This is a genomic window from Stappia sp. ABD4_338 (assembly GCF_056312175.1).
Map to the genome: position 1 here is coordinate 1,175,096 of NZ_CM149982.1, position 25,584 is coordinate 1,200,679.

The following is a 25,584-nucleotide window of genomic DNA, read 5'->3' on the forward strand; positions in this document are numbered from 1 at the left end:
CACCCCTCTGAAACTATCTGATGTGAAACGGGAATTTTCAGGCGTCGGGCGTGGGGAGCATTTGGGCGAACCAGCGGTCGACCTCCTGCTCGAGCTGGCGGTGAAGCTCATCCCGGAGCGCGCGGGACTGATCCGGGAGCGTCGGGTCGAGCAGGGTTGCGACCGTGTCCGGCTCTATGCGGAGCGTGTCACGGGAGAGCAGCTTCGCGCGCTCACGCCATGCCGCGATGACCTGGTCGCGCGGTTCCGGCGACCTGGCGGCGTCGGCCTCGATCACCTCCCTGAGGAGGGAGAGAAGCACGGGGATGCGCAGATCGTTGCCGCTCGAGAACTCCATGCGCGTGCCTTTCTTCTTTCAGGGGCTTGCGGCCCCGCATCGCGGTGCCTGGCAGGAGGTGCCCCCAGCGGGCGGGCGCTGTCAAGCGCGGGGGCGGTGGAAGACGGGGGCGGTGGAAGACGGGGGCGACGATGAGCCGTGAGCGAGAGGCGGTAAGCGAGGGGGTGCGGCGGTCGACCGACGAGCTGGCGAGGGCGTTGGACCGCGCTCGGCTGCAGCACGAGCGGCGGCCGGACGATGAGCGCGCGTATGTGCGGTTTCTGGAGGCGAAGCTCGCGTTCGAGGACCGGCGCGCGCGGGAGCAGGTGGCGGACCTCGCGCGGCGGAATGCGGCGCTGCAGAGCAGTCTGCGACTGGCCAACCGGGAGCTGGCGCGGCGGGTCGCCCAAGTGGAGGCATTTGGCCGGTTGAGCTCGATCACGCCGCGTCCGCGTGTGCGGCGCGATGCCGGGCCCTGCGTGCGCGACCTGTTCGCCAGTGAGGGGAGAGCGTGATGGGGGCGGTTCTCGACATTCTCGGTGACGGGCGGTGCGTGCTGCACCTGGGCGATGTGCTCGACCGTCTGGCGGCAATGGAGCCTGACAGCGTCGATTGCGTCGTCACCTCGCCGCCCTATTGGGGTCTGCGCGACTATGGGGTCGATGGGCAAATCGGCCTCGAGCCGACGCTCACCGAACATCTCGACGTCATGGTGCGCGTGTTCGAGGCCGTGCGGCGTGTTCTGAAACCCACCGGCACGCTGTGGCTCAACTATGGCGACTGCTATGCGACGGCGCCCAATGGGCGCTCGGCAGCGGACTACAAGGCGGACGGGCGCGACGACAGGACGTTTCGTGATAAGCCGTTCTCGACGGTGGGTGGCACGCTCAAGCCCAAGGACTTGTGCATGCTGCCTAACAGGCTGGCGATCGCCCTTCAGGACGCCGGCTGGTGGGTGCGCTCGGAAATTGTGTGGGGCAAATCGAACCCCATGCCGGACAGTAGCGGCACAGCACGTCCGGCGACTGCGCACGAAAAGATTTTCCTCCTGACGAAAAGCGCGGACGGCGACGTGTGGCGGGCGCGGGACACGGGCGAGATCTCGTGTGCTCCCGACCTGACAGAGACGTGCGCGCTGATCACGCGCCCGGATGTGATCGCCAATCGCTGGTCACGGCTCGGCGCCTATTACGATGCCGGGGCGGTGCGCGTCGGACGGGCCGGTGACGAGGATGCGGCGACCTATCGCGGTGGCTCCTATGTCGGCGGTGCTCCCGGCGCGCGACAGGTCACTGGCAACCGGCGGGTGGACAAACAGCGCGGTCATTCCCGGCGACACGACGGGTTCAATGCTCGCTGGGACGCCATGACCAAAGCGGAGCAGACTGCGGGCGGCCGGCTGCTGCGTAACTACGAGGCGGCGCCCGACGCCTGCGACCCGCTGGTCGCGGATCTGACGGTCTGGCGCATGGCGACGAGACCGTTTGCCCAGGCGCATTTCGCGACGTTTCCCCCAGAGCTCGCCGCGCGCTGCATCCGTGCAGGCTGTCCGCCGGGCGGGCTGGTCCTCGATCCGTTCGGAGGTGCCGGCACGACGGCGCTGGTGGCATTGCGGCTCGGGCGGCGGGCGGCGCTGATCGAACTCAATCCGGACTATGCGGACATCGCGGCGGAACGCATCCGCCGTGACTGGATGGGACCTGACGAGCGCCGCCGCGCGGCGGCCGCCTCGGGCGGGACTGGCGACGACGCCGGGCCGCTGTTCGGATGGGAGGCGGCGGAATGAACGCTCTTCGCGTCCTGATCGGCTGCGAGACCAGCGGGATCATGCGGCGCGCATTCGCGGCGCGAGGGCATGACGTGTGGTCCTGCGACCTGGAGCCGGCCGAAGACGGCAGCAACCGGCACATCATCGGCGACGTGCGCGACTATCTGGATGATCGATGGGATCTGCTCGCCGTCATGCACCCGCCGTGCACGCGGCTGTGTCGCTCCGGCCGGCGCTGGATGAGTGGGCCCGGCAAGTGGACGCCCCCGAAGAAATTGCCCAGGGGGCGGACGGTCGAGGATCTGCGGGCCGAGTTCGAGGCGGGCGTCGATCTCTTCGTCGCGTGCTGGCGGGCGCCAATCCCGCACATCGCGATTGAAAACCCCGAAATGAACGATCTGGCGCGGGACCGGATGCCGGCGGATCTGCCGGCGCCACAGATGGTGCAGCCGTTCTGGTTTGGCGATCCGGCCTACAAGTCGACGGGCTGGTATCTCAACAGTTTGCCGCCGCTGGTCGAGACCGATCGTCTGAGCGAGCCCGAGCGCGGCACTGCTGAATGGAAACGCTGGAACATGGTCCACCGGATGCCGCCGGGACCGGAGCGGGCGCGGCTGCGCGCGCGGAGCTGGCCGGGCATGTGTGCGGCGGCGGCCGACCAATGGGGCGATGCCGCGCTCATGGCGGTGGCAGCATGAGCCATGAGGCGACGACCTGGGCGATCCGCCAGCGGGGGCTGCCGCCGGCTGCCAAGCTGGTGCTGTGGCACCTGTGCGACCGGTATCACCCGGACCATGGCTGCTTTCCATCCCAGGGCACGCTTGCCGACGATTGCGAGCTGTCGCGCTCGACGCTGAACACCCATCTGGCACTTCTGGAAGCGCGCGGGCTGATCCACCGTGAGGCGCGGCTTGACCCGCGCACGAAGCGTCAGGCCTCGACGCGTTACCGCTTCCCCTTCGAGGAGGATTTTCCGGCTGCTGGGGAGGCTGAAAAGCCGTGTCCGAAATCCGGACACGGGTCCGATGAGGCGCCGCAAAGCCGTGTCCGGAATTCGGGCCGAGCCGTGTCCGGCTGGTCGGACACAGAACCAGTAATAATAACCCGTAATATATCCCCCCCAAAGCCCCCCCTTGCCGAACCGGACAGCGAGCGGCCCGCCACCGGCTGCGCCTCGACAGCGAGCGGCACGGCGGATGGCGGGGATCGGGAGCAGGGCGACACGGTCTCCCCGCCCGTGGCAGCGGCTGGCGACGTTTGCCAGGAAGGGGCGTGTGAGGCGGGCGAGGCGGCGCAAGCCCCGGCCTCCGTGGATGGGGCTGCCCGCAGCGCAGGGGGCCGGAAAGCGCACGAGACCAAGCTTCTCAACGATCTGTTGCGGCAATGGCCCTCCGGGCTGACCGAACGGCGCAAGCGCATCGATGCGGCATGGGAGGGGCTGTCCGCTCAGGAAAAGCGGGACGCGGCGCGGCGGGGGCCGGTCTACCTGCGCCGGGTTGCCCAGGCGCGGCGGAAGCCCGGCACTCTGGCGCGCTATCTGGCCGATGCGCCGTGGCGGGTGTTGCCGGATCCGAGCGAGCGGCCGGTGCGGGCAGCCGAGGCGGGCGAACGGCGGCTGCTGAGCGAGGAGGTCGGCTGGAAGTTCCTCGAGCATGCCGATGCGCATGAGGTGCTGGGGGCGGCTGCTGCGGATGAGCTGGTGCCGTATCTGCTTGATGAGGTGCGCAAGCGGCACAAGCTGCTATCGCTCGATGACTACGCGCACATGCGCGGTGAGTGGCAGGAAAGCCGGGCGGCATTCCTGCGCAGTGTCGAGACCTCAAGCCAGACCGTCATGGGGCCGAGCCTGCGGCGAGTGGCGGAAGAGCGGGCGGAGCGGCATGAGGAGGCGGCGGTGCGGGCGCGCGCCATCCTGGGGCTGGCACGGGACGGCCCGCCTGGGCGGATGGCGCACGGATAGGCGGGAGTGATCATGGCGGCGATGGCGGAACGGGCAATGGTGGAAGACAGGCGAGAAAAGGTGCTGGCGAGCGTGAGGGCCGCGCGCGAGCGGGCGGAGGCACAGGGCGACCCGTTGGGGATCCGCCGGCGGCCGGCGGCGAAGGAAACCCGCCATGCGAGCGGTCAGGCGGCGGCGAGCGTGCGCAGGGCGCGCGATCCGCTGCTACGGTCGAGCGGGACGATCCAGCGGCTCTACACGCAAAAGGCCATCGGCAAGGCGGAAGTGGCGGCGGCCGGTATGCTCAATGATCTCTGGACGGCGGCACAGGGCGGGGCGCTGGTGCGGGCGCTCGATTGGCGGCTGGAGCGTGTCGACGGCGGCAAGCGGGTGCTCGAGCCGGACATGCTGGTCGGTGCGCTCGAGGCGGAGCGCCGGCTCTACGCGGTGCGGGTGGAGATCGGCGGCAGGGCCTATGCGACCCTGCGGCGGATCATCGTGGATGGTGACAGCCTGACGGTCATCGCCTGCGACCTGGAAGAGGACGCCGGCGCGCGCAGCAATGGCGCCTGCAGCCGACAGACGCGAGATTTTGTGTCCCGACAGGTGCGGCAGGCGCTGGGGGATGTGGCCGCGGTGCTGGGAGCGTGAGGGGCAGGTCGGCCACTGACGCGAGAGGGAGGCTGCGGTGTGGCAAGGTATGGTGCTGCCGTGAGTGTCTTTCCTGCCGCGCCCTTGCCCAGAACGACAGGCAAGAATACAAATCTCAAACCCACAGACACTCGTTATGTACGAGGGATGATCGAGGGGAGGTCACCCCAAATTTCCGCGAGCGATAACTCAACCAATAGGCGAAAGTCTGCCGCTCTCCATACTTGAAAGAGACAGCGGGTGATGCAAGAATATTCTTGCGAATGGTGCTGGCTCTGGGGGTGGAGTGATGCGGGGAGTTGTTTATGTTCTAATGTTATCTTTTGTCCTAAATGCGTGCCCAGCCTTAGCTTTGGATGCGTCCCAAATAAGAGTAAATGGGATTTATTATTATGACCAATGGAATAACAACATAAGGGTAAAAGTTTTAAGTAAAAATGGTAATAGTATTGAAATAGTTTATTTGGAGGGGGGTAGAAAGGGTGAGGTCGACTTTGTAAGTGCTCGCAACCTGCTGGCCAAAACTCAGAGCGAGAAGGAGGCGGCGGAAGATGCTGGGCAAGCCGTCGCATTGGGGGTTGGGTTAGGATTATTGGCGCTATGTGCGCTGTCTGGGAAGTGTGATGAAAAGAAGAAGATAAATAAGCCTCGGTCGCGTCCGATAAAGGTCGAGAACGCGTGTAATGAAGACGTTTTTTTAGCTATTTATGTAGATGACGGCAAGAGCGGATGGAGGAGTATTGGTTGGTGGACGGCCTCTCCCAAGAAAGAAATTTATCTTTCTGTTTCTGGGAAAAAAGTTAATACAATTAAAGAATATATATATTTCTACGCTATTTCTAAAAGTAAGAGGCTTGTCTGGTCTGGCGAAAGCGGCGGATTTAAGGTGAAATTGAAAGGTGATTACTATAATATGAAGAAGTCAACTGACTCATATGGAGATTTTAATTTGTCTTTAAAGTGCTGATTGTTCTAATCTATATCTCGTTATGAGACTTTTTTGAGGTTTTTTAATATTGACTATATGGATGCTCGTTGGGTCTGATGTTTGTGATTTTGGTATGATCGTGCTGACGATATGTGTTGACACGTGCAGCAGGTATCTCCCATAGATTGGGCACATTCGAGATTTGCGCCCGGCGGGGGAAACCCCGACCGGGCTTTTTCATGGGCGGTTGCGCATGAAACGTCCTGGCAAGCGGAAGAGGCGGGGTGGTTGGCGGCGAGGCTTTCGGCGCGAGCGCGTTGTTGTGCCGTTTCGCAGGCCGCGCCGTCATGTGTATGTGCTTCTGCTTTCGATCGCTGGCGTTGCGTGTCTCGGTTTTCTTCTCGGCCTTGCCTATTGGACAGAGCCTTCGATCGGCGAGCGGCTGGCAAACATGCGTTCCGTTGTTCTCCGCTGGTTGCCTGAGCCAGAGATCGTGAAGGGGCGGGTCACTCATGTGCGCGATGGCGACACGATCGAAATCGGCAGGGTTGCCATTCGGATCGCTGACCTGGACTGCGCCGAACGCTTCACGGCCAAGGGCAAGATCGCGACACGTTTCATGCGGCAACTGGTCTCCAACAAGGTCCTGAGCTGCGAGTTGGAAGGTCGCAAGTCGTATGACCGGGAGGTCGGGACCTGCTATCTGCCCGATGGGCGGGATATTGCCGAGATTCTGATCGAACGGGATGTGTGCGGTCGCTGGTGGTAGGGCGCTTGCATCGAAGGATTGTGGCCGACCGCTTTTAGGGACCGTACGGGGCCCAAACTCAATACGGGCGGACTTAGTGTTTGGGTTTGCCAGTCTGACGGCAAAACCAAAGCCGCAACACCGCAACAGTGACGGGCGCAACAAAGGCGCCGAGCTCAACATTTCCGCAACACCGAGGCGCTTGATGATGGCAACGCAGACCTTGCCAGCAGACGACCGTGCTGTGTCGGCTGCGGAGTTCGCGCGTCTGCGCGGGGTGCATCGCAGCCAGGTCACGCGGTACGTGAAGGACGGGAAGATCAGCGGCGAGGCGCTGGTGCCGTCGGGTCGCGGGGTGAAGATCCGGGTGAAACTTGCGATGGCGCAGCTTCGCGAGCGGCTGGATATCGGTCAGCAGATCGGCAACGGCATCGACGCGCGGACCTCGCTCGAGGGGGAAGAGGGCGACGAGCGGCCGGGGGCGGAGCCGGTGCAGTTCGAAGGAGCGCGGTCCGAGGGCTCTCTGTTTGCGGGAGCGGGCGAGGTGCCCGGGTCTCGTGCGGCGGCCGGGCGTGGGCCGTCGATCGAGGAGCAGATCAAGCGTGAGCGGCTGCGCAGTGTGCAGTTCGCGAACCGCAAGGCGGCTGAGGACGAGGAGGCGCGCAAGGGCCGCCTCATGGAGACGGACGCGGCGCAGGCGAAGATGACGGGGCTTGTCTCGCAGACGCTTCAGGCGTTCGAGGGCGGTCTTGCGGACATGGCGACGGCGATCGGCGAGCGGTTCGAACTCCCGCAGCGTGATGTTCTGCACCTGCTGAAGGGCGAGTTCCGCAAGGTGTGCGCCTCGGCTGCGGAGCGGGCGCGCAAGCGGCTTGCGGAAACCCCGGCCACGGTCGAGACGGTGGTGCAGGTCGAGGGCGAGGACGCGTCATGACGCACATGATCGTCGAGACGGCGAATGCCGAACACGTGGCGCTTCAGGCGTTCATCGAGGTGATGACGCCACCGCCGCCGGTGGATTACCTGGCCTGGGCGGGAGACAACATCGTGTTCTCGGCGCGCGAGAGCTCGTTCCCCGGACCGTACAATCGGGAGCTGTTTCCGTACTTCGACGAGATCCTGACGGCGCTGTCGCCGGACGATCCGTGCCGGACCGTGACGCTTCAGGGAAGCGCGCAGATCGGCAAGACGGTGGTGGCGAACATCTTCACGCTGGGGTCGATTGCGATGGACCCGGGCGACTTCCTGGTGGTGCATCCGACGGAGCCGAACGCGAAGCGCTGGTCGAAGATGAAGCTCTCGCCGATGCTGAAGAACACGGCGAGCCTGCGGCACCTGTTTCCGATGTCGAGCCGGGACGGGTCGGATTCGGTTCTCTACAAGGAGCGGCGCGACGGGCGCGGCGCGATCCAGATATCGGGCGCCAACTCGCCGGCCTCGCTGTCGCAGGTCAGCATGCGGCGCCAGTTCCAGGACGATCTCTCGAAGTGGGAGATGAACGCGGCCGGCGATCCGGAGGGGCAGGCGGACAGCCGGTCGAACGGGTTCGAGTTCGCGAAGATCCTGAAACTGTCGACGCCGCTGATCATGCCGGGTTGCCGGATCACGCGGAGCTATGAGGCGGGAAGCCAGGAGAAGCCGCATGTGCCGTGTCCGCATTGTGGGCACATGCAGGTGCTCACCTGGTCGAACATGCTGGAGAACCTGGACGAGGACGCGCCGGAGAATGCGCACTTCGTGTGCGAGGATCCCGACTGCGGCGGGATCATCGAGGAGCATCACCGCAAGGCCATGCTCGCGCGGCTCGAGTGGCGGGCCGATAACCCGAAGGCGAAGCGGCACCACCGTTCGTTCTGGATCTGGGCGGCTTACTCGGTCCTGACCACGTGGGAGCGGATCGCGCGGGCGTGGCTGGCCGCGAAGGGGGAGCCAGCTGCGGAGCAGGTGTTCTTCAACGACCAGGCGGGCGAAGCCTATGTCACGGATGGCGATGCGCCGGACTGGGAGGGCTTGCGCGACCGGGCCGAGGCGACCGGCCATGCGCCGGGCGTGATCCCGGCGGGGGCACTGGTGACGACGCTTGGCATCGACTGTCAGGACGATCGCGTCGAGGCGCAACTGGTTGGCTGGGGGCGGAACCGGCAGCGCTTCGTGATCCAGTACTTCGTCATTCCGGGGCACATTCGCGAGGATGCGACGCGGGCCCGGCTCGATGCGCTTTTGAAACAGACCTGGCCGAATGCCTTTGGCCGGCGGCTGCCGGTGGACATGGTGGCGATCGACGGCAACGCCTACACGCCGGAGGTGTGGGAGTGGGTGCGCCGGCATCCGGCAAGCCGGGTGATCATGGTGCGTGGCGCGCGTTCGGAAACCTCGCCCCTGTTGCAGCGGGTGAAGAAGGAGACGGACGAAAAGACCGGCAAGCTGAAGCGCTACTCGCGCCGCTTCTACAACTTCAACGGCGCGGTTCTCAAAATGGCGCTCTACGCGAACCTGCGGAAGGAGGACCCGCTGGAGGCGGGCTATGTGGGGCTGCCGCGCGGTCTGGAAGACGAGTACTTCCGGCAGCTGACGGCGGAGCGGCGTGTGGAGAAGGTGCAGAAGAGCGGCTTCAAGGTCTACGTGTGGGAGAAGGACAAGGGGCAGGCCAACGAGGGTCTGGACACGATGAACCAGGCGGAGGCGGCGGCCATGCGCTTCGGCGTGCGCTCGTTGACCGATGCCATGTGGGACAAGCTCGAGGCCGAGCGTGAAGTGGCGCCGCCGGAAAAGCAGCTCGACCTTGAGGAGCTGCCGCTTGTGCCGGTGCAAGAGGGTGAGGGGCCTGTGCGGAGCGAGGGCGAGGCTCCGGTGACGGCGGCTTCCACGCGGGGCAAGTCCCTGGGCTCGCTGGCGCGCAACCTGAACGGATAGATCATGACAACCAGCGTTCCTTCGATCCCGCGTCCGGTGGATGCGGGCGGTGCCGCCGTGCGTCCGCAGGCCGGGTATCTTCGGCCTGACCGCACCGGCTTCATTGCGGGTTGGACCCAGCCCGCGTTGCGGGAAAGCCGGCATGACGTGCGTGCTGCGTGGCGGCCGGTGGCCGCGCGTGCAGTGGAGACGATCCAGAACTCGGGCTGGATGGCGGGAGCTGTCGACCAGGCCATCGCCGACACGCTGGGGACCGGGCTCAAGCTCAACGCGGTGCCGGATGCGAAGGCGCTGGGGCTTTCGGAGGACGAGGCGAGGGCCTTTGCGCGCCAGATCGAACGGCGCTGGCGGCGGTGGTCGCGCCGGCCGCTGGAATGCGATGCGCGCGGCAAGATGACGGTCAACATGATGGCCGATGCGATGCTGAGGTCGCACTACGCCTATGGGGAGGGGGCTGCGCGGATCCTGAGGCGCAAGCGCACGTTCGCCCGCTCGGCGACAAAGGTGCAGCTGTTCTCACCCTTGCGGATCCAGCACGAAACAGCGGAGGAGCTCGGGCTCTATCAGGGGGTGTTCGTCGACGGCGACGGGCTTGCGACCGGCTACCGGGTCAAGGCGCAGGTGGGGGGACATGAGCGCACGGTGGATCTTCCCGCGCGCGACCGGGACGGGTCGCCGTTGCTGGTGCATGTCTTCGACGGGGCGGCGGACCAGACGCGGGGGATCTCGCCGTTTGCGCCGATCCTGAAGGTGTTCCGTCAGGCGGACCAGCTGGCGGATGCCACGCTGGTGACGATGCTGCTGCAGACCATCTTCGCGGCGACGGTGAAGTCGGATTCGCTGTCGGAGGAGGCCTTCGACGGGCTCAAGGTCGACGAGGCGAATGGCGAGGTCACGGGCGAGCTTGGCGAGTACCTGAAGGCGAAGAACCTGTGGTGGGAGGGGAGCAAGCTGGATCTCGGCAGCTTCGGGCGGGTCAATCACCTGTTCGTCGGCGAGGAGCTTCAGTTCCATTCCACCAATCATCCGCACAACAACTATCTGCCGTTCCTGCGCAATCTGTTGCGCGAGATCGCGCGGGCGATCGGCGTCTCCTACGAGGCGCTGTCGTTTGACTACGAGAAGGCGACCTATTCGAGCGTGCGGATGGGGATTGCCTCGCTGTGGCCGCTGGTGACGCGCCGCCGGCTGCATCTCTCGGCGCCATTCTATCAGGCGGTCTACGAGGCGTGGCTCGAGGAAGAGATCTTCCAGGGCTGGCTGGCGGTGCCGGGCGGCTATGGCGCCTTCCTCAAACACCGGGCGGCGATCTGTCAGGCGGAGTGGAACGGGCCGGCAAAGCCGACGGCGGACGACCTGAAGAGCGCCAAGTCCATGGGCGAGCGCCTGGAGCGGGGCACGACCTCGCTTGCGCATGAGTGCGCGGAGATGGGGCTCGACTGGGAGGATGTCGCGGAACAGCGCGCGCGGGAGAGCGCACGCTACCGGCAGCTTGGCCAGGCGGACCCGCATGCGGCCAAGGGCTCGCCGCTGGTCGGACACAATGGCGGGCCCGCCCTCGGCGAGGATGAAGAGGGCCCGGAAGATGATCAGGGCGAAGACGACCGGGACGAAGAGGAGGCTGCGTGATGGCGAGCGTGTTCGACGGCATCGATACATCGAACCCTTGCGAGGTGCTGCCGGTGCTGCGTTCGGCGCTTTACCGGATGGCGGCGGGGGAGAGTGAGGTTCGGGTCAAATACGAGGAGTTCGACACGACCGTGCAGGCGGTCGCGCTCTCCGAGCTCCGGCGTCTGGTGAACGATCTGGAGCAGCGCTGCGCGCGGCTGGGCGGGGGGCGGCGGCGGCGCTTCGCGATGCGGGCCGGGTACTGAGAGAGGGACGGCACATGCCACAGGATCTTGAGCTTTCCTATCTGCGCGCCGCCTCGCAGGTGTTCGATCGTCCGTTGCTGATCTGCGAGACCAACGCGCTGATGATCGGCCAGTATCTGGCGGGGCGGATGATGCGGGAGGAGCCGGCCGCGCCGCGTGCGAACCGGTTCATCGGCGAGGAGCAGTTCGACCGGGAGGGGGACCAGCTGCGCTGGAAGGGCTATGCGCGCAGCGGGTCGGTGGCGCGCATCAGCATGATTGGCGAGCTTGTGAACCGCGGCGCGTGGATGGGGGCGTCTTCCGGGCTCACCTCCTACGAGGGGTTTGCGGAACAGCTCGACCGGGCGGCGGCGGATGACGAGGTGCATTCGATCGTGCTGGACGTCAACACGCCGGGCGGCGAGGCGGGGGGCATGATCGAGACCGCGCGCAAGGTGCGCGAGATCGCGCAGCGCAAGCCCGTCCATGCGGTGGTCAACAGTCTGGCGGCCTCGGCCGGCTACGGGCTGGTGAGCGGGGCGAGCGAGATCATCGCGACGGAAAGCGCGTCACTTGGCTCGATCGGCGTTGTCTTCGTGCACTTCGACCGCAGCCAGTACCTGGAGGAGCGCGGTGTGCGGGCGACGGTCCTGCACGCGGGCAAGCGCAAGGTGGACGGTCATCCGTTTGCGCCGCTCGAGGGGGACGCGCTCGCCAATCTTCAAGGCCGCATCGACTATCTGATGGATCAGTTCGTGGGGCTTGTGAGCGACCATCGGGGCCTCTCGGGAGAGGCCGTGCGGGCGATGGAAGCCAATGTGTTCCCGGCACCGGTTGCCGTGGAAATGGGGCTCGCCGACCGGATCGGAACGATGGCGGGCCTGGTCGCGGACCTCAACAGCGCCGGGCAAGGGCGCATCATCACAGGAAAAAGGATTGCAGACATGGCGAACAGTGACCAGACGCCCGATGCCCGCGAGGGCATGATCAGCGAGGCGGAGCATGCGGCGGCGCTGACGAATGCGCGCGCCGAAGGGGTAACCGCCGAGCGCTCCCGGATCGCGGCCATTCTCGACAGCGAGGAAGCGGGTCCGCGTGCGGGCCTGTCGCGCCACCTGGCGCTTCACACGGACATGGCACCCGACCAGGCAAAGGCGGTGCTTGCCGCGTCGCCCGAGGAAAGGTCCGCCGCGCAGCAGGGGGCCGCACAGGAAGGGGGCACGCAGCAGAAAGGCGGGCAGCAGGGCGAGAGCTTTTCCGAGCGCAAGGAGCGCGCGGCAAGCGAGAGTGCGCCGAACCTGAGTGCTCCGGCCCCTGCCGACCAGCCCTCGGAGCAGCGCAAGGGGCTTTCCGCGGCTGTCGGCCGCTTCTGCTGAGTATCTGACGTTCCGCCGGCGGCGCGCCGGCACCTTCCCTGAAATCGATGGCGACCGGTCCCCGGCTGCGGCTCCCGCAGGCGGACGGCTTCGTGTTGCCTGCTCACCTTGAAAAGGACCTGACCATGAGCATGCCGTTCTACAGCCTCTCGCGGGGAGCGATGCTCTCGACCCTGCTCCAGTGGGAGGCCAATCCCGACTACAGCCGCGAGGCGGTGACGTTGCTTGCCGGCGATGGCGGCGAGCGCCGTGTCGAGATCGGCACCATCCTTGCCAATCTGGTGAATGCCGCCGGTGCGACGGCCGAGGCGAGCGCGGATGCCGGCAACACCGGCGACGGCGTTCTCACCATGGAGGCGAGCCCGGTCACGAGCGCGGTGCGCGAGGGCGTCTATGTGGTCGTGTGCATCGATCCGGCCGCCGACGGGGGCACGTTCGACGTGCGGGACCCGGCCGGCAAGTCGGTCGGCACGGCCACGGTGGGTGCGCTCTTCGGCAAGCAGGTGCGCTTCACGATCTCGGATGGGGCGGCGGACTTCGTCGCCGGCGACCGCTTCGAGATCTCGGTGGCGCGGGCGTCGGCTGCAAGCAATGCCGGCAAGGTGGTGGCCTGGGATCCGGAGGCCTCGGACGGGTCGCAGGTGATCTGGGGCATCGCGCTCAACGAGGCGGTGGCACCCGTCGGCGAGGATCTCGTCGGCGGGCTTGTGGGCCTGCGCCGCCTGGCGCTTGTCAAGGAGCGCGGCATTGCCTGGCCCGATGGCGTCAGCGATCGCCAGAAGGCGTTGGCGATCGAGGATCTCGAGGCGCTCGGCGTGGTCGTTCGCACCAGCTGATCCGGACTGTTCCCTTCACATCGATCCATCACGGCGCGTGACGCCGCAACTCAAGGACTTCCGCCATGCCGGACATTCTCTTTCCCTATACGGATGTGGACCTGACCGAGGAGGTCAACCGCATTCCCAACCGCTTCGGGCTGCTCAACGCGCTGAACCTAGCGCCCGTCGACCCGCTGTCCTCGCGCTATGTGCGCCTGGACTTCCGCGACGGCGAACTCGTCGTGCTGGCGGCCAATGAGCCGGGCAGCCCGGGGCAGACCTCGGAGCCCGAGCAGGAGCAGGGCACCATCCTGATGATCCCGCACTTCCCGCATGTGGAGACGATCCGCACCGGGGATCTGGCCAACGGCATCCAGGTGGTGGGCGGTCAGATGCGCTCGCGCGACCTGGAAACGGAGACGGCGCGCCGGCTCAACACGATCCGGGGGCATCATTCCGTGACGCTGGAATACATCCGCATGGGCATGCTGCGCGGGCTCATCAAGGATGGCCGGGGGCGCACGCTCTACGATCTCTTCAACGTCTTCGGGATCACGAAGAAGCAGGTCGACTTCAAGCTCGGCACGCCTGGAACCAATGTCATGGAGAAGTGCCAGGAGGTCTTCGATCAAGTCATGAACAATGTGCGGGGTGAGACGGTCTCGCAGGTGGAAGTGATCGTCTCGTCGGGCTTCTTCGGGCGTCTTATCGCGCACCCCATGGTCGAGAAGCACTGGGAAAAGGAGCAGCACGGCGGCGGCAGCCTGATGAAGCTCGAGCGTGACCGTCTTGGCGGCAACTGGGGGCGGTTGTTCGACTTCGGCAACATCCTGTGGCGCGAGTACAAGGGCTCGTTCCCGGTGCGCGATGCCAGCGGCAACAAGGTGCAGGAGCCGGCGGTGGCGGCCGGGAAGGGCCACGCCTATCCGACAGGCACCATGAACATGTTCAAGACCTTCGCGGGCCCGGCCCATCACATCAACCTGGTCAACCAGGCGCCTGGCGTTGACGACCCGGTCTTCATCTCGACCAAGGTGCTCGACCATGGCGAGGGCGTGGAGATGAAGTCCCAGTCGAACCGGCTTGCTGTGTGCAAGCAGCCGGAGTGCCTGGTCGAAGTCCTGTCCTCGGACTGAGCCGGGGCATGTCGCGACGGCTGGCCGGGCTCCCTGTCGAGCGGGCGTTTGCCCGCTTTGGGGAGCCCGCGCTCTACCTGCCATCGGGGGGCGGTCCGGGGGCGCCGGTCCGGGTCCTGGTCGGCTCGGACGCGGATGAGCCGATTGCCTATGGGCAGGGCCGCCCGCTCGGGCGGATCTCTGCACTTCGGGTCAAAGCGGGCGAGCTCACACCGGGACGGGGTGGGGTCTTCGAACTGTTCGGCGAGCGGTATGTGGTGGCGGGAGACCCCCGGCTTGCCGACCGCTACCGGCTTGTGTGGTTGTGCAAGGTGGATGTCGCATGACGGATGTGAAGCTTGCGCTGGTCGGCAACCTGCAAAAGACGCTGGATGCGGAGAGGTCCGCGGTCGCGAAGGGCATTCGCGGCGGCATGGAGGCGCTCACGGATCTCGGCAAGACGCGGCTGCGCCAGCAGGTGGTGAAGAGCGGTCTTGGCGAGCGGCTGTCGAAGACGTGGCGGACACGGGTCTATCCGCCCGGGCGGGTGCAGACCTTCGAGCCGGCGGGGCTGATCTGGAGCAATGCGCCGCACATCGTGCGGGCGTTCAACGACGGCAAGACGATCCGGCCGAAGGTGAAGTGGGACAAGGCGCGTCTGGCGATTCCGACGGATTTTGTCCCGGCATCCCGTCGACGCGGCGCGCGTCGCAAAAGGATGTCGCTTGAAGAGTTCGTCCGTGAGTTCGGGGACATTCTTCGCCCGATCCCGGCGCCTGGTTCGGGAGGCAGGGTTCTTTATCTCGTGGCGGACAAGGGCTTCCGCAAAAGTCGCGGCAAGCGTGGTGGTTCCAGACGGGTCACGGGACGCAGCCGCATCAAGGATGAGCCTCTGCTGATGTTTGTCGCGGTGAAAAGCGTGCGGCTGCGACCGCGCCTTGATGTCGACAACGTGGAGCGGGCGCTGGCGCGGCTGGCGCCGGAATACATCACCAGCCGGATTGTGGGAGGGCTGTCGGATGGTCAGTGACGGGGTTCTGGATGCCATGCATGCGGCTCTTGCCGGGGTGTCGGGTGCCGCCTCAGTGCCGGAGCTGCGGCGCAACGAGACGCTGGACAGCGCGCTGGAGGAGGTGACCGGTGGTGCGAGCGCCTGGTCGAACTTCGTCGATGGCGATCTTGAGCGCATCGGCGAGGCCATGGGCGGTGACTATGCCTATGAGCTGCGCCAGTCGGCGCTGGTCGAGATCGTGGTGCGGGCGCCGGAGGATGCCGGCCGCCGGGCGGCCCTTGCCGCGATTGTCGATCTTTATCAGGACGCGATCGAGGCGGACCCGACGCTCGCCGGGTCCGTGTCGGTGTGGGAGATCACCGACCTGCAGCGCGACAATCTGGCCGAGACGGGGGTGCCCAACATCAAGGGCGCGACCCTGACGCTCTCGGCCGAGTTCATCGCCGATCGTCCGATCTGATCCGACTGCCCGCTGTGATCCGACTGCCCGGTCTGACTGTCTGATCCGGGCCAACCAACCAGGGACATTGACATGACTTCACGTCGCCGCGCCGCACGGGCGCCAGGTGGTGCGTCCGCGCGCCTGTTTGTCGTTCTGCTCGAGGACCGGGAGGAGCTTGGCTCTCGCGGGCAGGTGATCGGCCTCGCGCTCGATCAGGCGGCCGATCTGGAAACCTCCGGGGCCGCGCGGCGCGCGACGCCCCGGGATCTTGCCATTGCCGGGATCGTGCCCGGCCACTGACCGAAACGGAGTTTTCCATGCCCACTGCAGCCAGCCCGCGCGGCAAGACCGCGAACCTTCTCTTTGGCGATCAGGCAAGCTTTGATGCGCTTGCCGGTGGCGACTACACGCGCACGCCGTTCTATTCGGAAAGCCTGGCCGAAGCGGCGCCCTTCGAGGCCGATCCGCTGCTTGGCCAGCCGCGGGCGAACAACCGCGACCAGACCGCGCCGGCCCCGGGGCTGGCCTCGCTGTCGGGCGATGTGGTGGTGCCGCTCGACGTCAATCACATCCCCCATTGGCTGACGATGCTGCTGGGGGCGCCCGTGTCCGACGGAGCAGGCCCCTACACCCATGTCTTTGCCTCCGGCAAGGAGGTGTTGCCCTATCGCACGATCGAGATCGAGAAGCGCAGCGGGGTGGCCTTCTTCCAGTCGCTTGGCTGTCTTGCGGCCTCGCTCTCCTTCGACTGGACGCGGGCGGGGGGCTTCCGTCAGGCGACGGTCTCGATCATGGGGCGCAACCAGGAGAAGACGGCGGCAAGTGTGGGCGGTGCGCCGGCGGCGGTCCTTCCGCGTGTTCCGCTCTCGGCGGCACAGGGGCTGTTGCGCATCAACGGCGTGCAGGCAGCGCATGTGCTTGGCGGGTCCTTCACCTATGCCAACAACCCGGACGAAGATCAGTCGCTCAACGGTACGCCCTATGCGTCGGGCTTTCTGCTCGACCAGGACGCGACCGCCAGCGGCTCCATGCGGCTGCGCTATGTCGACGAGACCTACTTCGATCTGATGACCGCCGGTGATCCGGTGGCGATGGAGCTGGAGTTTGCAAGTTCGGCCACTTCGAAGGTGGTGTTCGCGCTGCCGGCGGCGCGCTTCGAGCGGGGGGCGTTCGCGCCGATCTCGGGACCGGGCGGGCTGCAGGCGGAGCTGAACTGGCGCGCCGAACAGGGGGAGGCCGCTGCCATGCTGACGGTCACCGTCACGAACGATGTGGAGACCTACGCATGATCCGGCTGGCGAAGATCGACCGCACCATGCGCCCGCGCGAGGTGGCGCCGGGCGTGACGCTCACCATGCGCCCGGCCACCTCGATCGATGTGGAACAGGCGCAAGGGGAGGCGGCGCGGGTGCTGGCGCCGCTCATCACCGCGCCCGAGGCGCTTTCCGAGTTCGGGCTGGAGGACATCGTGCCGGAGACGGGCGAGCTGGAGAGCCTTTTGGGGCTCTCCGCCTATCTGACCTCGGCGCTGCTCATGGAGCGGCTGATCGAGGGCTGGGAGGGCGTTGCGGATGAGGCGGGCGAGGCCCTGCCGCTCGACCGCCGGTCCATCGGAATGTTCCTTCTGCATCCGGGCATGAAGGAGGCGTTCGACCGGGAGGCCTATTCGGCGGTGCGGCTGGAGCACGCCGAGGGAAACGTCTTCGCCGCCTCGGCGACTGGATAGGCCGGGGCGGCGCGAGCTACTGCGAGGGGTGCCGCGAGACCTCTCCCGACATGAAGGACTGCGGCGGGCGCTGCCCGTTCAACGCGGAACGCCCGCACACGGGCGAGGGCGGGGAGGTGCTGCGCGCCGCCTCCGGGGCCGGGTGCTGGCAGCGCGATCCCTACAGCGGACGGATCACGGGACTGTCGGCGGTGGAGCTGCGCCAGCGGCTTGCCGGCGACGGTGATCCGCATCTTCTCGCCAGCTGTCTTGCCTCGATCGAGGCGGGAGTGCTTGGCGGGCTGGCCGCAAGCGGCGGAGACGAGACATGAGCAGACGCAATCAGGTCGGCATTCGCCTTGTGGCGCTCGATGGCAAGACGGTCGAGCGGGAGCTGAAGAAGTTCGGCGCGGAAGGACAGGCGGCACTTGGCCGGATCCAGAAGGCGAGCAAGCCGGCGCGGGCGGGGCTGCGGGCCGTCGATGCGAGTGTCGGCGATCTGAAGACCCGCATGAGCGGGCTGGCAAGCTCCGCCGGGCCGGTGGGCACGGCGCTGATGGCGCTCGGCCCGGCCGGCACGACGGCGGCGGTGGGGATTGGCGCGCTGGCGCTCGCCTTCACCAAGGCGTTGTCGGTCTCGCGCGATGCGGTGCGGGAGTTCGACGCCCTGTCGAAGCGGGCCCGCACGCTGGGGCTCTCGAGCGATCTCTTCCAGTCGCTGCAACTGGCGGCGGATGAACAGGGGATTGCGCAGGCCTCGCTCAATGTGGCGCTGCAGACGTTCGTGACCCGGGCGGGCGAGGCGGCGAATGCGACCGGCACGCTGTACTCCCGGCTGAAACAGACCAACCCGGCGCTGCTGGAGCAGTTCCAGGCGGCAAGCTCGGGCGAGGAGCGGCTTCGCCTGCTGGCGGCGGCGGTGAAGGATCTGGACAGTGCGGAGGAGCGTGCCGCGCTGACGGCGGCGGCCTTCGGTCAGCGCAATGTGGACATGGTGCGCATCCTTGCCGACACGAACGAGAGCTTCGACGATCTGATCGCGCGGGCGAAGAGCCTTGGCGTGGTGGTGGAGGAGCGGGTTCTTGAAAACGCGGAGGAGATGGAAAACCGCTTCGGCATCGCGGCGCGGGTGATCGACATCAACCTGAAACAGGCCTTCGTCGATCTGGCGCCGCTGCTGATCTCGACGCTGGAATGGTTCGGCAAGCTGGCGCAGAGCGCGCGGGAGCTGTCGGATGCGTTCCGCGACATCGAGGACCGCTCGAGCGCGACGATCGCGGGCAGCATCGATGCGCTGCAGGCCGGCTACGACCAGGCGCGGTTTTATCTTGAGGACCTGCGCGCGAAACAAGCCGGGGCGGTGAATGATCTGGCCAGGGCGGCCTTTGACGATGCGATCCGCGCGGCGGAAGCCGAGCTTGCGACCTGGGGCGAGAAGCTCAAGCGTTCGCGCAAGGAGCTCGAGCAGCGCGACGAGACAAAGCCTGGAAGCGGTGGCGGCGGGACGGACCCGCTGGACCCGGCTGCCGTGAAGCGGGCCGAAGCCATTCGCAAGTCGATCCTGACGATCGAGGAAAAGCGGGCGGCGGCGCTGGCCGAGATTGCCGCGCTTGAGGAAAAGGGCCTGTTGACGAGCGAGCAGGCAAGCCTTGCCCGGATCAAGGCCGAGCGCGACTTCCAGGCATTGGCGAAGAAGGCGACCAGCACCTCCCGGGACCGTGAGTCGGAGGCCATGTTGCGCGAGGTGACGCGGCTGATCGAGGCGGCGCGCACGCCGGCCGAGGACCTGGCCGCGCGGCTGGAGCGGATCGCGGAGCTTGAGAAGAGCGGCACCTTCGACAAGGCCGCGCCGGGGCGTGGGACGGAGGCGGCGGAACAGGCGCGCGTCATCGCCATGCGGGATTATCTCTCCGCGGCCGAAGACACGGAAGCGGCCCTGCGGACCATCAAGGAGATTGCCCAAAACGGGGCAGGGGCGAACCAATTGGCCGCGCAGATCACGCTGGCCGAGCGGGCGGGCAAGGGCTTTGCCGAGACCATGGAGCGGGCCGGCGAGGGGATCGCCGACAGCCTGACCGACGCGATCTTCGAGGCGAAGAACCTGGGCGATGCGCTTCAAGGGCTGGCACGCCAGATCGCGCGGGACTTCGTCAGCAGCCAGTTCCGCTCGATGCTGACGGGCGGCGGTGGCGGCGGGATCTTCGGCGCGCTCGGCTCGCTCGTCGGCGGGCTGTTTGGCGGTGGGGGCGGCGGTGCGCCGCTCAACCTGATGGCCTCCGTTCTCCACGACGGCGGCAAGGTCGGTGGGCCGGGCGCGACCCGCACGGTTCCTGCGGCGATCTTTGCCGGTGCTCCCCGCTTCCACGGTGGCGGCGGGCTGGCGCCGGGCGAGCGTGCCGTGATCGGGCTCGAGGACGAGTACATGATGACGCTGGCCATGCAGGGCAACCTCGTGAACACGCTGCGGGCGCTTGGCGCCCTGGGCGCGGCTCGCTCGAGCGCGCCAAGTACAGCGCCGGTCATCAACATCGTCACCCCGCCGGGCACCACGGCCGAGACACGGGAAAGTCGCACGGGCGGCGGCGCGCCGCAGATCGACGTGCTGATCAAGCCGCTCGAGCGGGCGCTGGCGACCAGCGTCCGGGAGGGCGGGCCGCTGCAAGGCGCCATCGGCAAGACCTTCGGCCTCAACAGAGCCAAGGGGCTGGCATGAGGGGGATCACATGAGCCTTCCCGACTGGCCGGCGGGCGTTCCGAGCGCGCCGCAACGCGGTTCGTTCCGGATCTCCCGGCCGTTCAACAAGCCGGTGTCGAGCGAGTTCGAGGCGGGCAACACCCGCGACCGGCCGCGCGGCACGCTGCAATACCGGATGCTCGCCATGGAACTGCGCATGAGCGCGGTGGAGTTCGCAGCTTTCGACGCCTTCGTCTCCGACGATCTCGCGAAAGGAACAAAGCGCTTCACCATGCCGGTGTGGGACGGGGCGGGGATGGTGACCCGCACCGTGAAACTTGCGGGTGAGGACCGGTTCACGACCCGGCAACAGGGCCGGGCGGTGATGGTGGGGTTCACGCTGGAGGTGGAGCTGTGACCGACATTCGTACGCAGACGATCCGGCGCACGCAGGCGATCCGGGAGGCCTATGCCTCGACCACGAGCGACGTGATGCTGGGAACGGTGGAGCTGCGGCACCCGGCGTTCCTCGAGGACGGGGAGCCGGTCGCGCTGCGCTTCGTGGGGGACGGCGTCAATCATGATCTCCTGCTCGAGGCGGAGGCGCCGGTGAATGCGGGCGAGGTGGCGACCTTCATCGCCATGCCCTTCGGGTTCACGCCGCCCTCGAGCGAGGAGGGGCAGGTGCCGTCGGTGTCGTTCTGGATCGACAATGTGTCCTCGCATGTGCATCGCCACCTGCAAGCGGCGGTGCGGGTGCGGGCGCCGATCCTCGTCACCTGGCGCGAGTACATCGCCGGGCTTGCCGGTCCGCAACAGCGGATCGACGGGATCGAACTGGCGAACGTCAAGGTCAGCGCGACCCGGGCGACCGCCTCGGCACGGCTCAACGACTGGCCCGACCGGCTGTTCCCGGGGCGGATCTACACCCGCGACGCGTTCCCGACCCTGTCGTGAGCCACCTTGATCCGGGGCAACTCGCCGCGCTTCAGGCGCTGGTGGGCGCGCCCTATGACGCACGCGACCGGCGGCCCGGCTTCCACTGCTGGGGCCTGTTCCGGGAGGTGCAGCGAATCCTCTTCGAGGTCGATCTGCCGGAGGTCGACATTGCCGAGATGAGCGTGCGGGCTCAGGCCCGGGCCTTCACCACCGCCCCCGAGCGGCGGCGCTGGCAGCGCAGTGCCGCGCCCCGTCATGGCTGCGCCGTGCTGCTGGGGCGGCGCGACGTGCCGATCCACATCGGCTGTTACCTGGAGCTGGGGCCGCTGCCCTGCGACCGGGGCGTGATCCACGCCGCCCGGCCGGCGGTCAGCTTCGACAGCCTCGCACATCTGGAGTTTGCAGGATGGCGCATGATTGCCTGTCTCGAGAGAGCCTGTCCGGAACGGACATGAAGCCCGTTCCCACTGCTCTTGTTCCGACGCCCCTCGTCCCCACGCCTCTCGTACCTGGTGCCCTGCCGGTGTGGCCGGGCGCGACGGTTGGCGAACTGGTCGAACGGTATGGCCCGCCGGCCTCGGTCGCCTTCATCGTCGAGCTCAACGGCGTGCCGGTGCTGCGCGCCGACTGGGGCCGCGTGCCGGCGCCTTGCGACCAGGTGGCGGTGATCGTGCTGCCGCGCGGCGGTGACGACGGCAAGTCGGTGCTGGGGCTGGTGGCCATGATCGCCCTGGCCGCATTCGCGCCCTGGGCGGGCGGGGCGCTTGCCGGGGCACTCGGGTTTGGCGGCAATGCGCTGGTGGCGGGTGCCATCGGCAGTGCGATCCTTGCCGGCGGTGGCATCCTGATCAACACGCTGCTGGCGCCGCCGCCGGCGGCAACAGCGGCGGACCAGCTGCAGGCCTCGCCGACCTATACGGCGTCGGCCTCCGGCAACCAGGCGCGGCTGTTCGCCCCGATCCCGGTGCAATACGGCGAGCACGTGATGGTGCCGGACTATGTGTCCGACCCGTATCAGGAGTTCTCCGGCAATGACCAGTATCTGCACCTGCTGTTCGGGCGGGGGCTGGGACGCGCGCAGGTCTCGCAGGTGCGCATTGGCGAGACCGTGGTGTGGACCGACGTTGGCGGCTATACGGGCGCGATCGAGGATCTGGAAATCGCCTTTTACGACCCCGGCGAACAGGTCGAGCTGTTCCCCGTGCAGGTGGAGACCTCGGGCGAGGTGGGATCGCAGGTGCTGGCGGATGTCGCGTGGGTTGGCCCGTTTGCCGCCGTTCCCGCTGGCGAGACCGCACGGCGGTTGGCCGTCGATGTGGTGCTGCCCGAAGGCTGCTACCGGCTGAACGACGACGGTTCGCAGGCGAGTGCCACCGTGCATCTGCGCTTCGAATACCGGGGGATCGACGGGCTGGGCGTGCCGGTGGGCGATGGCAGCTGGGCGGCGCTGGCCGACGAGACGATCACGCTGACGACGGCCACGCCCCAGCGCTTCACCTATGCGCTCGACGTGGCGCCGGGGCGCTATGAGGTGCGGGCGCAGCGGCTCAATGCGTGGTCGGCGGATGACCGGATCTTCGACCGGTCGGAATGGGCGGGCCTGCGGGCCTATCTGGACGGGCCGCAGGTGTTCGACGATCTCTCGACCATGGCGGTGAGGGTGCGGGCGAACGAGCAACTGACCTCGCAATCCTCACGCGCCTTCTCGCTCGTGCAGACGCGCATCCTGCCAGTGTGGACGGGGGAGAGCTGGGAGGAGCAGCCGACGCGCTCGATCGCCTGGGCGGCGGTCGATATTGCCCGCAACGCGGTCTATGGCGCCGGGCTTGCCGATGCGCGGATCGATCTGGCGAATTTTGCCGCCTATGACGCGCTTTGGTCGGCACGGGGCGATCACTTTGACGGCGTGTTCGACACGCGCACCACGCGCTTTGAGGCCATCAACACGGTGCTGGGGGCGGGGCGGGCGAGCGTCCAGTTCATCGGCGACCGGGTGAGCCTGGTGCGCGACGAGCCCCGGAGCATGGCGGCACAGGTGTTCACCGACCGCAACATCCTGCGCGGCTCGCTGGAGGTGGAATACGCGCTGCAGCGCTCGGATGCGGCGGATGACGTGATCGTCGAATACATGGACCGCACCACCTGGAAGACGGCGGAGGTGCGCTGCACGATCGCGCAATCCACCTCGCAAGCCCCCGCCCGGGTGCGGCTGATCGGCCCGACCGACCGGGACCACGCCTGGCGGGAGGGCGTGTTCCTTGCCGCCGACAACTTCTTCCGCCGGGTGAAAGCCACGTTCCGAACCGAACTCGAAGGCCGCTTGCTGAAGCGCGGCGACCTGGTGCTGGTGCAATCGGAAATGCCCCAGACATGGGGCGAGGCGGGCACGGTGCTTGCCCATGCCGGTGAGACGCTCACCCTCTCACATGAGCCGTCGAGCGACCCGCAAAACACCTATTTGCGCCTTCGGCGCCGCGATGGCGGCGAATGGGGGCCCTGCAAGATCACATGGGAGCCGGGCAGCGGGACCTCCGCCGGCATCGTCGTCACGCTGGATGCGGAGGACCGTGCGGCGGCGGAAGCCGAGCAAGGATTGCTCGAGCACCATCTGGAGGACACCGGCGACGAGGCGCCGACCTGGCTTGCGGGCGAGGGGGTCGACCAGGTGTTCCGGGGCATTCTGGTCGGCATGGTGCCGGAGGGGACGGGCGCGCAGATCGAGCTTGTCATCGACGATCCGGCGGTGCATGTGGCCGATCAGGGATTGAGCGTGCCAGACGCGCCGGGGCCCGGCCATCTGCCGCCGTCGCTGGGTGCCCCGGTGATCGAGGCGATGTCCGTCCACCGGGAAATCAGCGTGACGGAATCGCTGCTGACCGTCTCCGCCCGCCATCCTTCGGGTGCCGTCTCCTTCCGGGCGCAGGTCTCCTACGACGGGGAGACCTGGACACCGGTCTATGAGGGATCGTTGCCGGCGTTTTCCGCGTCCGTGCGGCGCGAGGCGCTGTACGTGCGCATGCAGGCCGTTGGCGAGCTGCCCGGCCCCTGGCGCGTGGAGCTGGTGGCCGCGGCCCCGGAGGAGGTGCGCATTCCGCCCTCGGCCGAGCTCGATGCGAGCGGGCTGGTGGATGCCGCCGGCGAGCGGGCCCGCTCCGCCACCGAAATCTTCGACAGTGCCGATACCTCGCTGCTCGAGCAGATCAACCGTATTGCGACCGAGACGACGGAAGGCGCGGACCGGGCCGACCGGCTTGTGCGTGTCGGTGACGGCGGCCGGGCGGCCTATACCCAGGCTGTGCGGTTAACTATCGATGAAACCGAGGCGCGGGCCGCCGCGCTCGAAACCCTCGAAGCCGAGCTAACCGGGGAGATCGACAGCAAGGCGTCGGTCACCGATGTGAATGAGGCGGTCGCCGGCGAGGCGGCGGCGCGGGCAAGCGCGATCACACAGGTGCAGGCGACGTTGAACGGCTTTTTCGCCGGTGGGTTCATTCGCTTCTCGGCGAACGCCGGCACGCTGCCATCGGGCGTGGTCGCCGAATTCCTGTTGCAGCTCAACGCGGGCACTGAAGGAACGCCGGACTGGAAAACCTCCGGCCTGGCACTGCAGATCCTCAGCGATCTCAGCTCGCGCCTGGCAATCAATGTCGACCAATTGGTTGTCGACGACGGCAGCGGCAACACCGTTCCCGTGTTCATCATCGACGATGGCCGGGTCACCATCAACAACCTCGTGTTCCTCAATGCCATCGGCGGGCGCATCCGCTCGGCCAACGGATCGATGGATACCAACTATGACGCGGGCTACATCCGGATCGTGAGTGGATCATGACCAAGCTGACCTCATACATCGGCGACGACGGTCGCGTCGCGATCTACACGGGCGACAAGTCCGAGGCCATCGAAGCGGACCCGCACGCGGATATCGGTCGTGTGCTGTTTCATTCGGCGCTGCCGTATGTGACCACCCGCGAGGTGATCGAGGGCACGCTCACGCTCGAGGCGGGCGGCTACGATGCCGTTGCCAAGCGGGTCTACAACATCCACGCGCACGGGTACGATTTCACGCCGTTCATCCTGGGGGCCGCACTCAACCTGAGGGCGCGCACGACGGACGGATGGACGCCGTCGTTCAACACGGCGACGGCATTCACGACCGGGACCGTGCCCATGAGCGGCACGGTGCAACTGGGCAGCGACATCGTTGCGCCCTACGGCGGCTGGTATCTGGGCAAGAACCTGCAGGTGGGTGTGAACGACACCCATGTGACGATCACGGATGTTCAGCCCGAGCTTTTCACCTCGCCCGACTATGCGCCGTTGACGTCGTTCACCTACGATCTCGACTACCGCGTCGTCCTCACGAACTTCCCGCTGCCGGTGTGAC

General features: G+C 67.0%; 28 protein-coding genes. 27 read left to right on the forward strand and 1 reads right to left on the reverse strand.

The annotated features are described in order from the left end of the window. Positions 1-37: 37 nt before the first annotated feature. Positions 38-337, reverse strand: coding sequence for a hypothetical protein (locus ACYX4S_RS05370; RefSeq protein ID WP_293722069.1), 300 nt, complete (start codon positions 335-337; stop codon positions 38-40). 131 nt (positions 338-468) lie between these two features. On the opposite strand from ACYX4S_RS05370, the gene ACYX4S_RS05375 reads away from it, so the two are divergent. The 27 genes from ACYX4S_RS05375 (at position 469) to ACYX4S_RS05505 (ending at position 25,583) form a co-directional block, all read left to right on the forward strand. Next, a complete protein-coding gene (locus tag ACYX4S_RS05375; RefSeq protein WP_476362143.1) occupies positions 469-831 on the forward strand; it encodes a hypothetical protein in 363 nt (120 codons plus the stop codon). Next, positions 831-2,102 carry a DNA-methyltransferase gene (locus tag ACYX4S_RS05380; RefSeq protein WP_476362144.1) on the forward strand — a complete coding sequence of 424 codons (1,272 nt, stop codon included), beginning with the start codon at positions 831-833 and terminating at the stop codon, positions 2,100-2,102. The genes ACYX4S_RS05375 and ACYX4S_RS05380 overlap by 1 nt, the downstream gene beginning before the upstream one ends. After that, the gene (locus tag ACYX4S_RS05385; RefSeq protein WP_476362145.1) at positions 2,099-2,782 is read left to right on the forward strand and encodes a hypothetical protein; all 684 of its coding nucleotides are present in this window, start codon (positions 2,099-2,101) and stop codon (positions 2,780-2,782) included. Before ACYX4S_RS05380 ends, ACYX4S_RS05385 begins: the two co-directional genes overlap by 4 nt. Further along, positions 2,779-4,044, forward strand: coding sequence for a helix-turn-helix domain-containing protein (locus ACYX4S_RS05390; protein ID WP_476362146.1), 1,266 nt, complete (start codon positions 2,779-2,781; stop codon positions 4,042-4,044). Before ACYX4S_RS05385 ends, ACYX4S_RS05390 begins: the two co-directional genes overlap by 4 nt. 12 nt (positions 4,045-4,056) lie before the next feature. Further along, positions 4,057-4,674, forward strand: a complete 618-nt coding sequence (locus ACYX4S_RS05395; RefSeq protein WP_476362147.1) for a hypothetical protein — start codon at positions 4,057-4,059, stop codon at positions 4,672-4,674. Positions 4,675-4,963: 289 nt separating this feature from the next. After that, positions 4,964-5,641, forward strand: coding sequence for a hypothetical protein (locus tag ACYX4S_RS05400; RefSeq protein WP_476362148.1), 678 nt, complete (start codon positions 4,964-4,966; stop codon positions 5,639-5,641). A gap of 214 nt (positions 5,642-5,855) precedes the next feature. Then, complete coding sequence (locus tag ACYX4S_RS05405; protein WP_476362149.1) at positions 5,856-6,371, forward strand: thermonuclease family protein; 516 nt, start codon at positions 5,856-5,858, stop codon at positions 6,369-6,371. Positions 6,372-6,555: 184 nt separating this feature from the next. Continuing rightward, positions 6,556-7,284: a hypothetical protein gene (locus tag ACYX4S_RS05410; RefSeq protein WP_476362150.1), complete on the forward strand. Its 729-nt coding sequence runs from the start codon at positions 6,556-6,558 to the stop codon at positions 7,282-7,284. Next, positions 7,281-9,263, forward strand: coding sequence for a phage terminase large subunit family protein (locus tag ACYX4S_RS05415; protein ID WP_476362151.1), 1,983 nt, complete (start codon positions 7,281-7,283; stop codon positions 9,261-9,263). The genes ACYX4S_RS05410 and ACYX4S_RS05415 overlap by 4 nt, the downstream gene beginning before the upstream one ends. A 3-nt stretch (positions 9,264-9,266) precedes the next feature. Then, on the forward strand, positions 9,267-10,892 hold the full coding sequence (locus tag ACYX4S_RS05420; protein ID WP_476362152.1) for a phage portal protein: 1,626 nt from the start codon (positions 9,267-9,269) through the stop codon (positions 10,890-10,892). Next, positions 10,889-11,137, forward strand: a complete 249-nt coding sequence (locus ACYX4S_RS05425; protein WP_476362153.1) for a hypothetical protein — start codon at positions 10,889-10,891, stop codon at positions 11,135-11,137. The genes ACYX4S_RS05420 and ACYX4S_RS05425 overlap by 4 nt, the downstream gene beginning before the upstream one ends. 14 nt (positions 11,138-11,151) lie before the next feature. Further along, the gene (locus ACYX4S_RS05430) at positions 11,152-12,492 is read left to right on the forward strand and encodes a S49 family peptidase (RefSeq protein ID WP_476362154.1); all 1,341 of its coding nucleotides are present in this window, start codon (positions 11,152-11,154) and stop codon (positions 12,490-12,492) included. 125 nt (positions 12,493-12,617) lie between these two features. Next, positions 12,618-13,328, forward strand: a complete 711-nt coding sequence (locus ACYX4S_RS05435) for a head decoration protein (RefSeq protein ID WP_476362155.1) — start codon at positions 12,618-12,620, stop codon at positions 13,326-13,328. Between the two features lie 65 nt (positions 13,329-13,393). Continuing rightward, entirely contained in the window at positions 13,394-14,446 is a 1,053-nt protein-coding gene (locus ACYX4S_RS05440) for a major capsid protein (protein ID WP_476362156.1), read from the forward strand. A gap of 8 nt (positions 14,447-14,454) precedes the next feature. Beyond that, the gene (locus ACYX4S_RS05445) at positions 14,455-14,772 is read left to right on the forward strand and encodes a head-tail joining protein (RefSeq protein ID WP_476362157.1); all 318 of its coding nucleotides are present in this window, start codon (positions 14,455-14,457) and stop codon (positions 14,770-14,772) included. Further along, a complete protein-coding gene (locus ACYX4S_RS05450) occupies positions 14,769-15,455 on the forward strand; it encodes a DUF6441 family protein (RefSeq protein WP_476362158.1) in 687 nt (228 codons plus the stop codon). Before ACYX4S_RS05445 ends, ACYX4S_RS05450 begins: the two co-directional genes overlap by 4 nt. After that, positions 15,445-15,897: a hypothetical protein gene (locus ACYX4S_RS05455; protein WP_476362159.1), complete on the forward strand. Its 453-nt coding sequence runs from the start codon at positions 15,445-15,447 to the stop codon at positions 15,895-15,897. The genes ACYX4S_RS05450 and ACYX4S_RS05455 overlap by 11 nt, the downstream gene beginning before the upstream one ends. 72 nt (positions 15,898-15,969) lie before the next feature. Then, complete coding sequence (locus ACYX4S_RS05460; RefSeq protein ID WP_422069170.1) at positions 15,970-16,179, forward strand: hypothetical protein; 210 nt, start codon at positions 15,970-15,972, stop codon at positions 16,177-16,179. A 17-nt stretch (positions 16,180-16,196) separates the two neighbouring features. After that, on the forward strand, positions 16,197-17,168 hold the full coding sequence (locus ACYX4S_RS05465; RefSeq protein ID WP_476362160.1) for a phage tail tube protein: 972 nt from the start codon (positions 16,197-16,199) through the stop codon (positions 17,166-17,168). Then, positions 17,165-17,605, forward strand: coding sequence for a hypothetical protein (locus ACYX4S_RS05470; RefSeq protein ID WP_476362161.1), 441 nt, complete (start codon positions 17,165-17,167; stop codon positions 17,603-17,605). Before ACYX4S_RS05465 ends, ACYX4S_RS05470 begins: the two co-directional genes overlap by 4 nt. Positions 17,606-17,655: 50 nt before the next feature. After that, positions 17,656-17,916: a hypothetical protein gene (locus tag ACYX4S_RS05475; RefSeq protein WP_476362162.1), complete on the forward strand. Its 261-nt coding sequence runs from the start codon at positions 17,656-17,658 to the stop codon at positions 17,914-17,916. Further along, complete coding sequence (locus ACYX4S_RS05480) at positions 17,913-20,297, forward strand: coiled-coil domain-containing protein (RefSeq protein ID WP_476362163.1); 2,385 nt, start codon at positions 17,913-17,915, stop codon at positions 20,295-20,297. The genes ACYX4S_RS05475 and ACYX4S_RS05480 overlap by 4 nt, the downstream gene beginning before the upstream one ends. Before the next feature lie 10 nt (positions 20,298-20,307). Continuing rightward, positions 20,308-20,676 carry a hypothetical protein gene (locus ACYX4S_RS05485; protein ID WP_476362164.1) on the forward strand — a complete coding sequence of 123 codons (369 nt, stop codon included), beginning with the start codon at positions 20,308-20,310 and terminating at the stop codon, positions 20,674-20,676. Continuing rightward, positions 20,673-21,215 (forward strand): DUF1833 family protein, encoded by a 543-nt coding sequence (locus tag ACYX4S_RS05490; RefSeq protein WP_476362165.1) that lies wholly within the window; start codon positions 20,673-20,675, stop codon positions 21,213-21,215. The genes ACYX4S_RS05485 and ACYX4S_RS05490 overlap by 4 nt, the downstream gene beginning before the upstream one ends. Continuing rightward, the gene (locus tag ACYX4S_RS05495) at positions 21,212-21,652 is read left to right on the forward strand and encodes a hypothetical protein (protein ID WP_476362166.1); all 441 of its coding nucleotides are present in this window, start codon (positions 21,212-21,214) and stop codon (positions 21,650-21,652) included. The genes ACYX4S_RS05490 and ACYX4S_RS05495 overlap by 4 nt, the downstream gene beginning before the upstream one ends. Next, positions 21,649-25,029 carry a host specificity factor TipJ family phage tail protein gene (locus tag ACYX4S_RS05500; protein ID WP_476362167.1) on the forward strand — a complete coding sequence of 1,127 codons (3,381 nt, stop codon included), beginning with the start codon at positions 21,649-21,651 and terminating at the stop codon, positions 25,027-25,029. The genes ACYX4S_RS05495 and ACYX4S_RS05500 overlap by 4 nt, the downstream gene beginning before the upstream one ends. After that, positions 25,026-25,583: a hypothetical protein gene (locus ACYX4S_RS05505; RefSeq protein WP_476362168.1), complete on the forward strand. Its 558-nt coding sequence runs from the start codon at positions 25,026-25,028 to the stop codon at positions 25,581-25,583. The genes ACYX4S_RS05500 and ACYX4S_RS05505 overlap by 4 nt, the downstream gene beginning before the upstream one ends. The last annotated feature ends 1 nt before the right edge of the window (position 25,584 follow it).

Excerpts from the sequence above, each read along its gene's own strand:
- ACYX4S_RS05370 (WP_293722069.1), bottom strand. The coding sequence starts at position 337 with ATGGAGTTCTCGAGCGGCAACGATCTGCGCATCCCCGTGCTTCTCTCC.
- ACYX4S_RS05375 (WP_476362143.1), top strand. The coding sequence starts at position 469 with ATGAGCCGTGAGCGAGAGGCGGTAAGCGAGGGGGTGCGGCGGTCGACC.
- ACYX4S_RS05380 (WP_476362144.1), top strand. The coding sequence starts at position 831 with ATGGGGGCGGTTCTCGACATTCTCGGTGACGGGCGGTGCGTGCTGCAC.
- ACYX4S_RS05385 (WP_476362145.1), top strand. The coding sequence starts at position 2,099 with ATGAACGCTCTTCGCGTCCTGATCGGCTGCGAGACCAGCGGGATCATG.
- ACYX4S_RS05390 (WP_476362146.1), top strand. The coding sequence starts at position 2,779 with ATGAGCCATGAGGCGACGACCTGGGCGATCCGCCAGCGGGGGCTGCCG.
- ACYX4S_RS05395 (WP_476362147.1), top strand. The coding sequence starts at position 4,057 with ATGGCGGCGATGGCGGAACGGGCAATGGTGGAAGACAGGCGAGAAAAG.
- ACYX4S_RS05400 (WP_476362148.1), top strand. The coding sequence starts at position 4,964 with ATGCGGGGAGTTGTTTATGTTCTAATGTTATCTTTTGTCCTAAATGCG.
- ACYX4S_RS05405 (WP_476362149.1), top strand. The coding sequence starts at position 5,856 with ATGAAACGTCCTGGCAAGCGGAAGAGGCGGGGTGGTTGGCGGCGAGGC.
- ACYX4S_RS05410 (WP_476362150.1), top strand. The coding sequence starts at position 6,556 with ATGATGGCAACGCAGACCTTGCCAGCAGACGACCGTGCTGTGTCGGCT.
- ACYX4S_RS05415 (WP_476362151.1), top strand. The coding sequence starts at position 7,281 with ATGACGCACATGATCGTCGAGACGGCGAATGCCGAACACGTGGCGCTT.
- ACYX4S_RS05420 (WP_476362152.1), top strand. The coding sequence starts at position 9,267 with ATGACAACCAGCGTTCCTTCGATCCCGCGTCCGGTGGATGCGGGCGGT.
- ACYX4S_RS05430 (WP_476362154.1), top strand. The coding sequence starts at position 11,152 with ATGCCACAGGATCTTGAGCTTTCCTATCTGCGCGCCGCCTCGCAGGTG.
- ACYX4S_RS05435 (WP_476362155.1), top strand. The coding sequence starts at position 12,618 with ATGAGCATGCCGTTCTACAGCCTCTCGCGGGGAGCGATGCTCTCGACC.
- ACYX4S_RS05440 (WP_476362156.1), top strand. The coding sequence starts at position 13,394 with ATGCCGGACATTCTCTTTCCCTATACGGATGTGGACCTGACCGAGGAG.
- ACYX4S_RS05445 (WP_476362157.1), top strand. The coding sequence starts at position 14,455 with ATGTCGCGACGGCTGGCCGGGCTCCCTGTCGAGCGGGCGTTTGCCCGC.
- ACYX4S_RS05450 (WP_476362158.1), top strand. The coding sequence starts at position 14,769 with ATGACGGATGTGAAGCTTGCGCTGGTCGGCAACCTGCAAAAGACGCTG.
- ACYX4S_RS05455 (WP_476362159.1), top strand. The coding sequence starts at position 15,445 with ATGGTCAGTGACGGGGTTCTGGATGCCATGCATGCGGCTCTTGCCGGG.
- ACYX4S_RS05460 (WP_422069170.1), top strand. The coding sequence starts at position 15,970 with ATGACTTCACGTCGCCGCGCCGCACGGGCGCCAGGTGGTGCGTCCGCG.
- ACYX4S_RS05465 (WP_476362160.1), top strand. The coding sequence starts at position 16,197 with ATGCCCACTGCAGCCAGCCCGCGCGGCAAGACCGCGAACCTTCTCTTT.
- ACYX4S_RS05470 (WP_476362161.1), top strand. The coding sequence starts at position 17,165 with ATGATCCGGCTGGCGAAGATCGACCGCACCATGCGCCCGCGCGAGGTG.
- ACYX4S_RS05475 (WP_476362162.1), top strand. The coding sequence starts at position 17,656 with ATGAAGGACTGCGGCGGGCGCTGCCCGTTCAACGCGGAACGCCCGCAC.
- ACYX4S_RS05480 (WP_476362163.1), top strand. The coding sequence starts at position 17,913 with ATGAGCAGACGCAATCAGGTCGGCATTCGCCTTGTGGCGCTCGATGGC.
- ACYX4S_RS05485 (WP_476362164.1), top strand. The coding sequence starts at position 20,308 with ATGAGCCTTCCCGACTGGCCGGCGGGCGTTCCGAGCGCGCCGCAACGC.
- ACYX4S_RS05500 (WP_476362167.1), top strand. The coding sequence starts at position 21,649 with ATGAAGCCCGTTCCCACTGCTCTTGTTCCGACGCCCCTCGTCCCCACG.
- ACYX4S_RS05505 (WP_476362168.1), top strand. The coding sequence starts at position 25,026 with ATGACCAAGCTGACCTCATACATCGGCGACGACGGTCGCGTCGCGATC.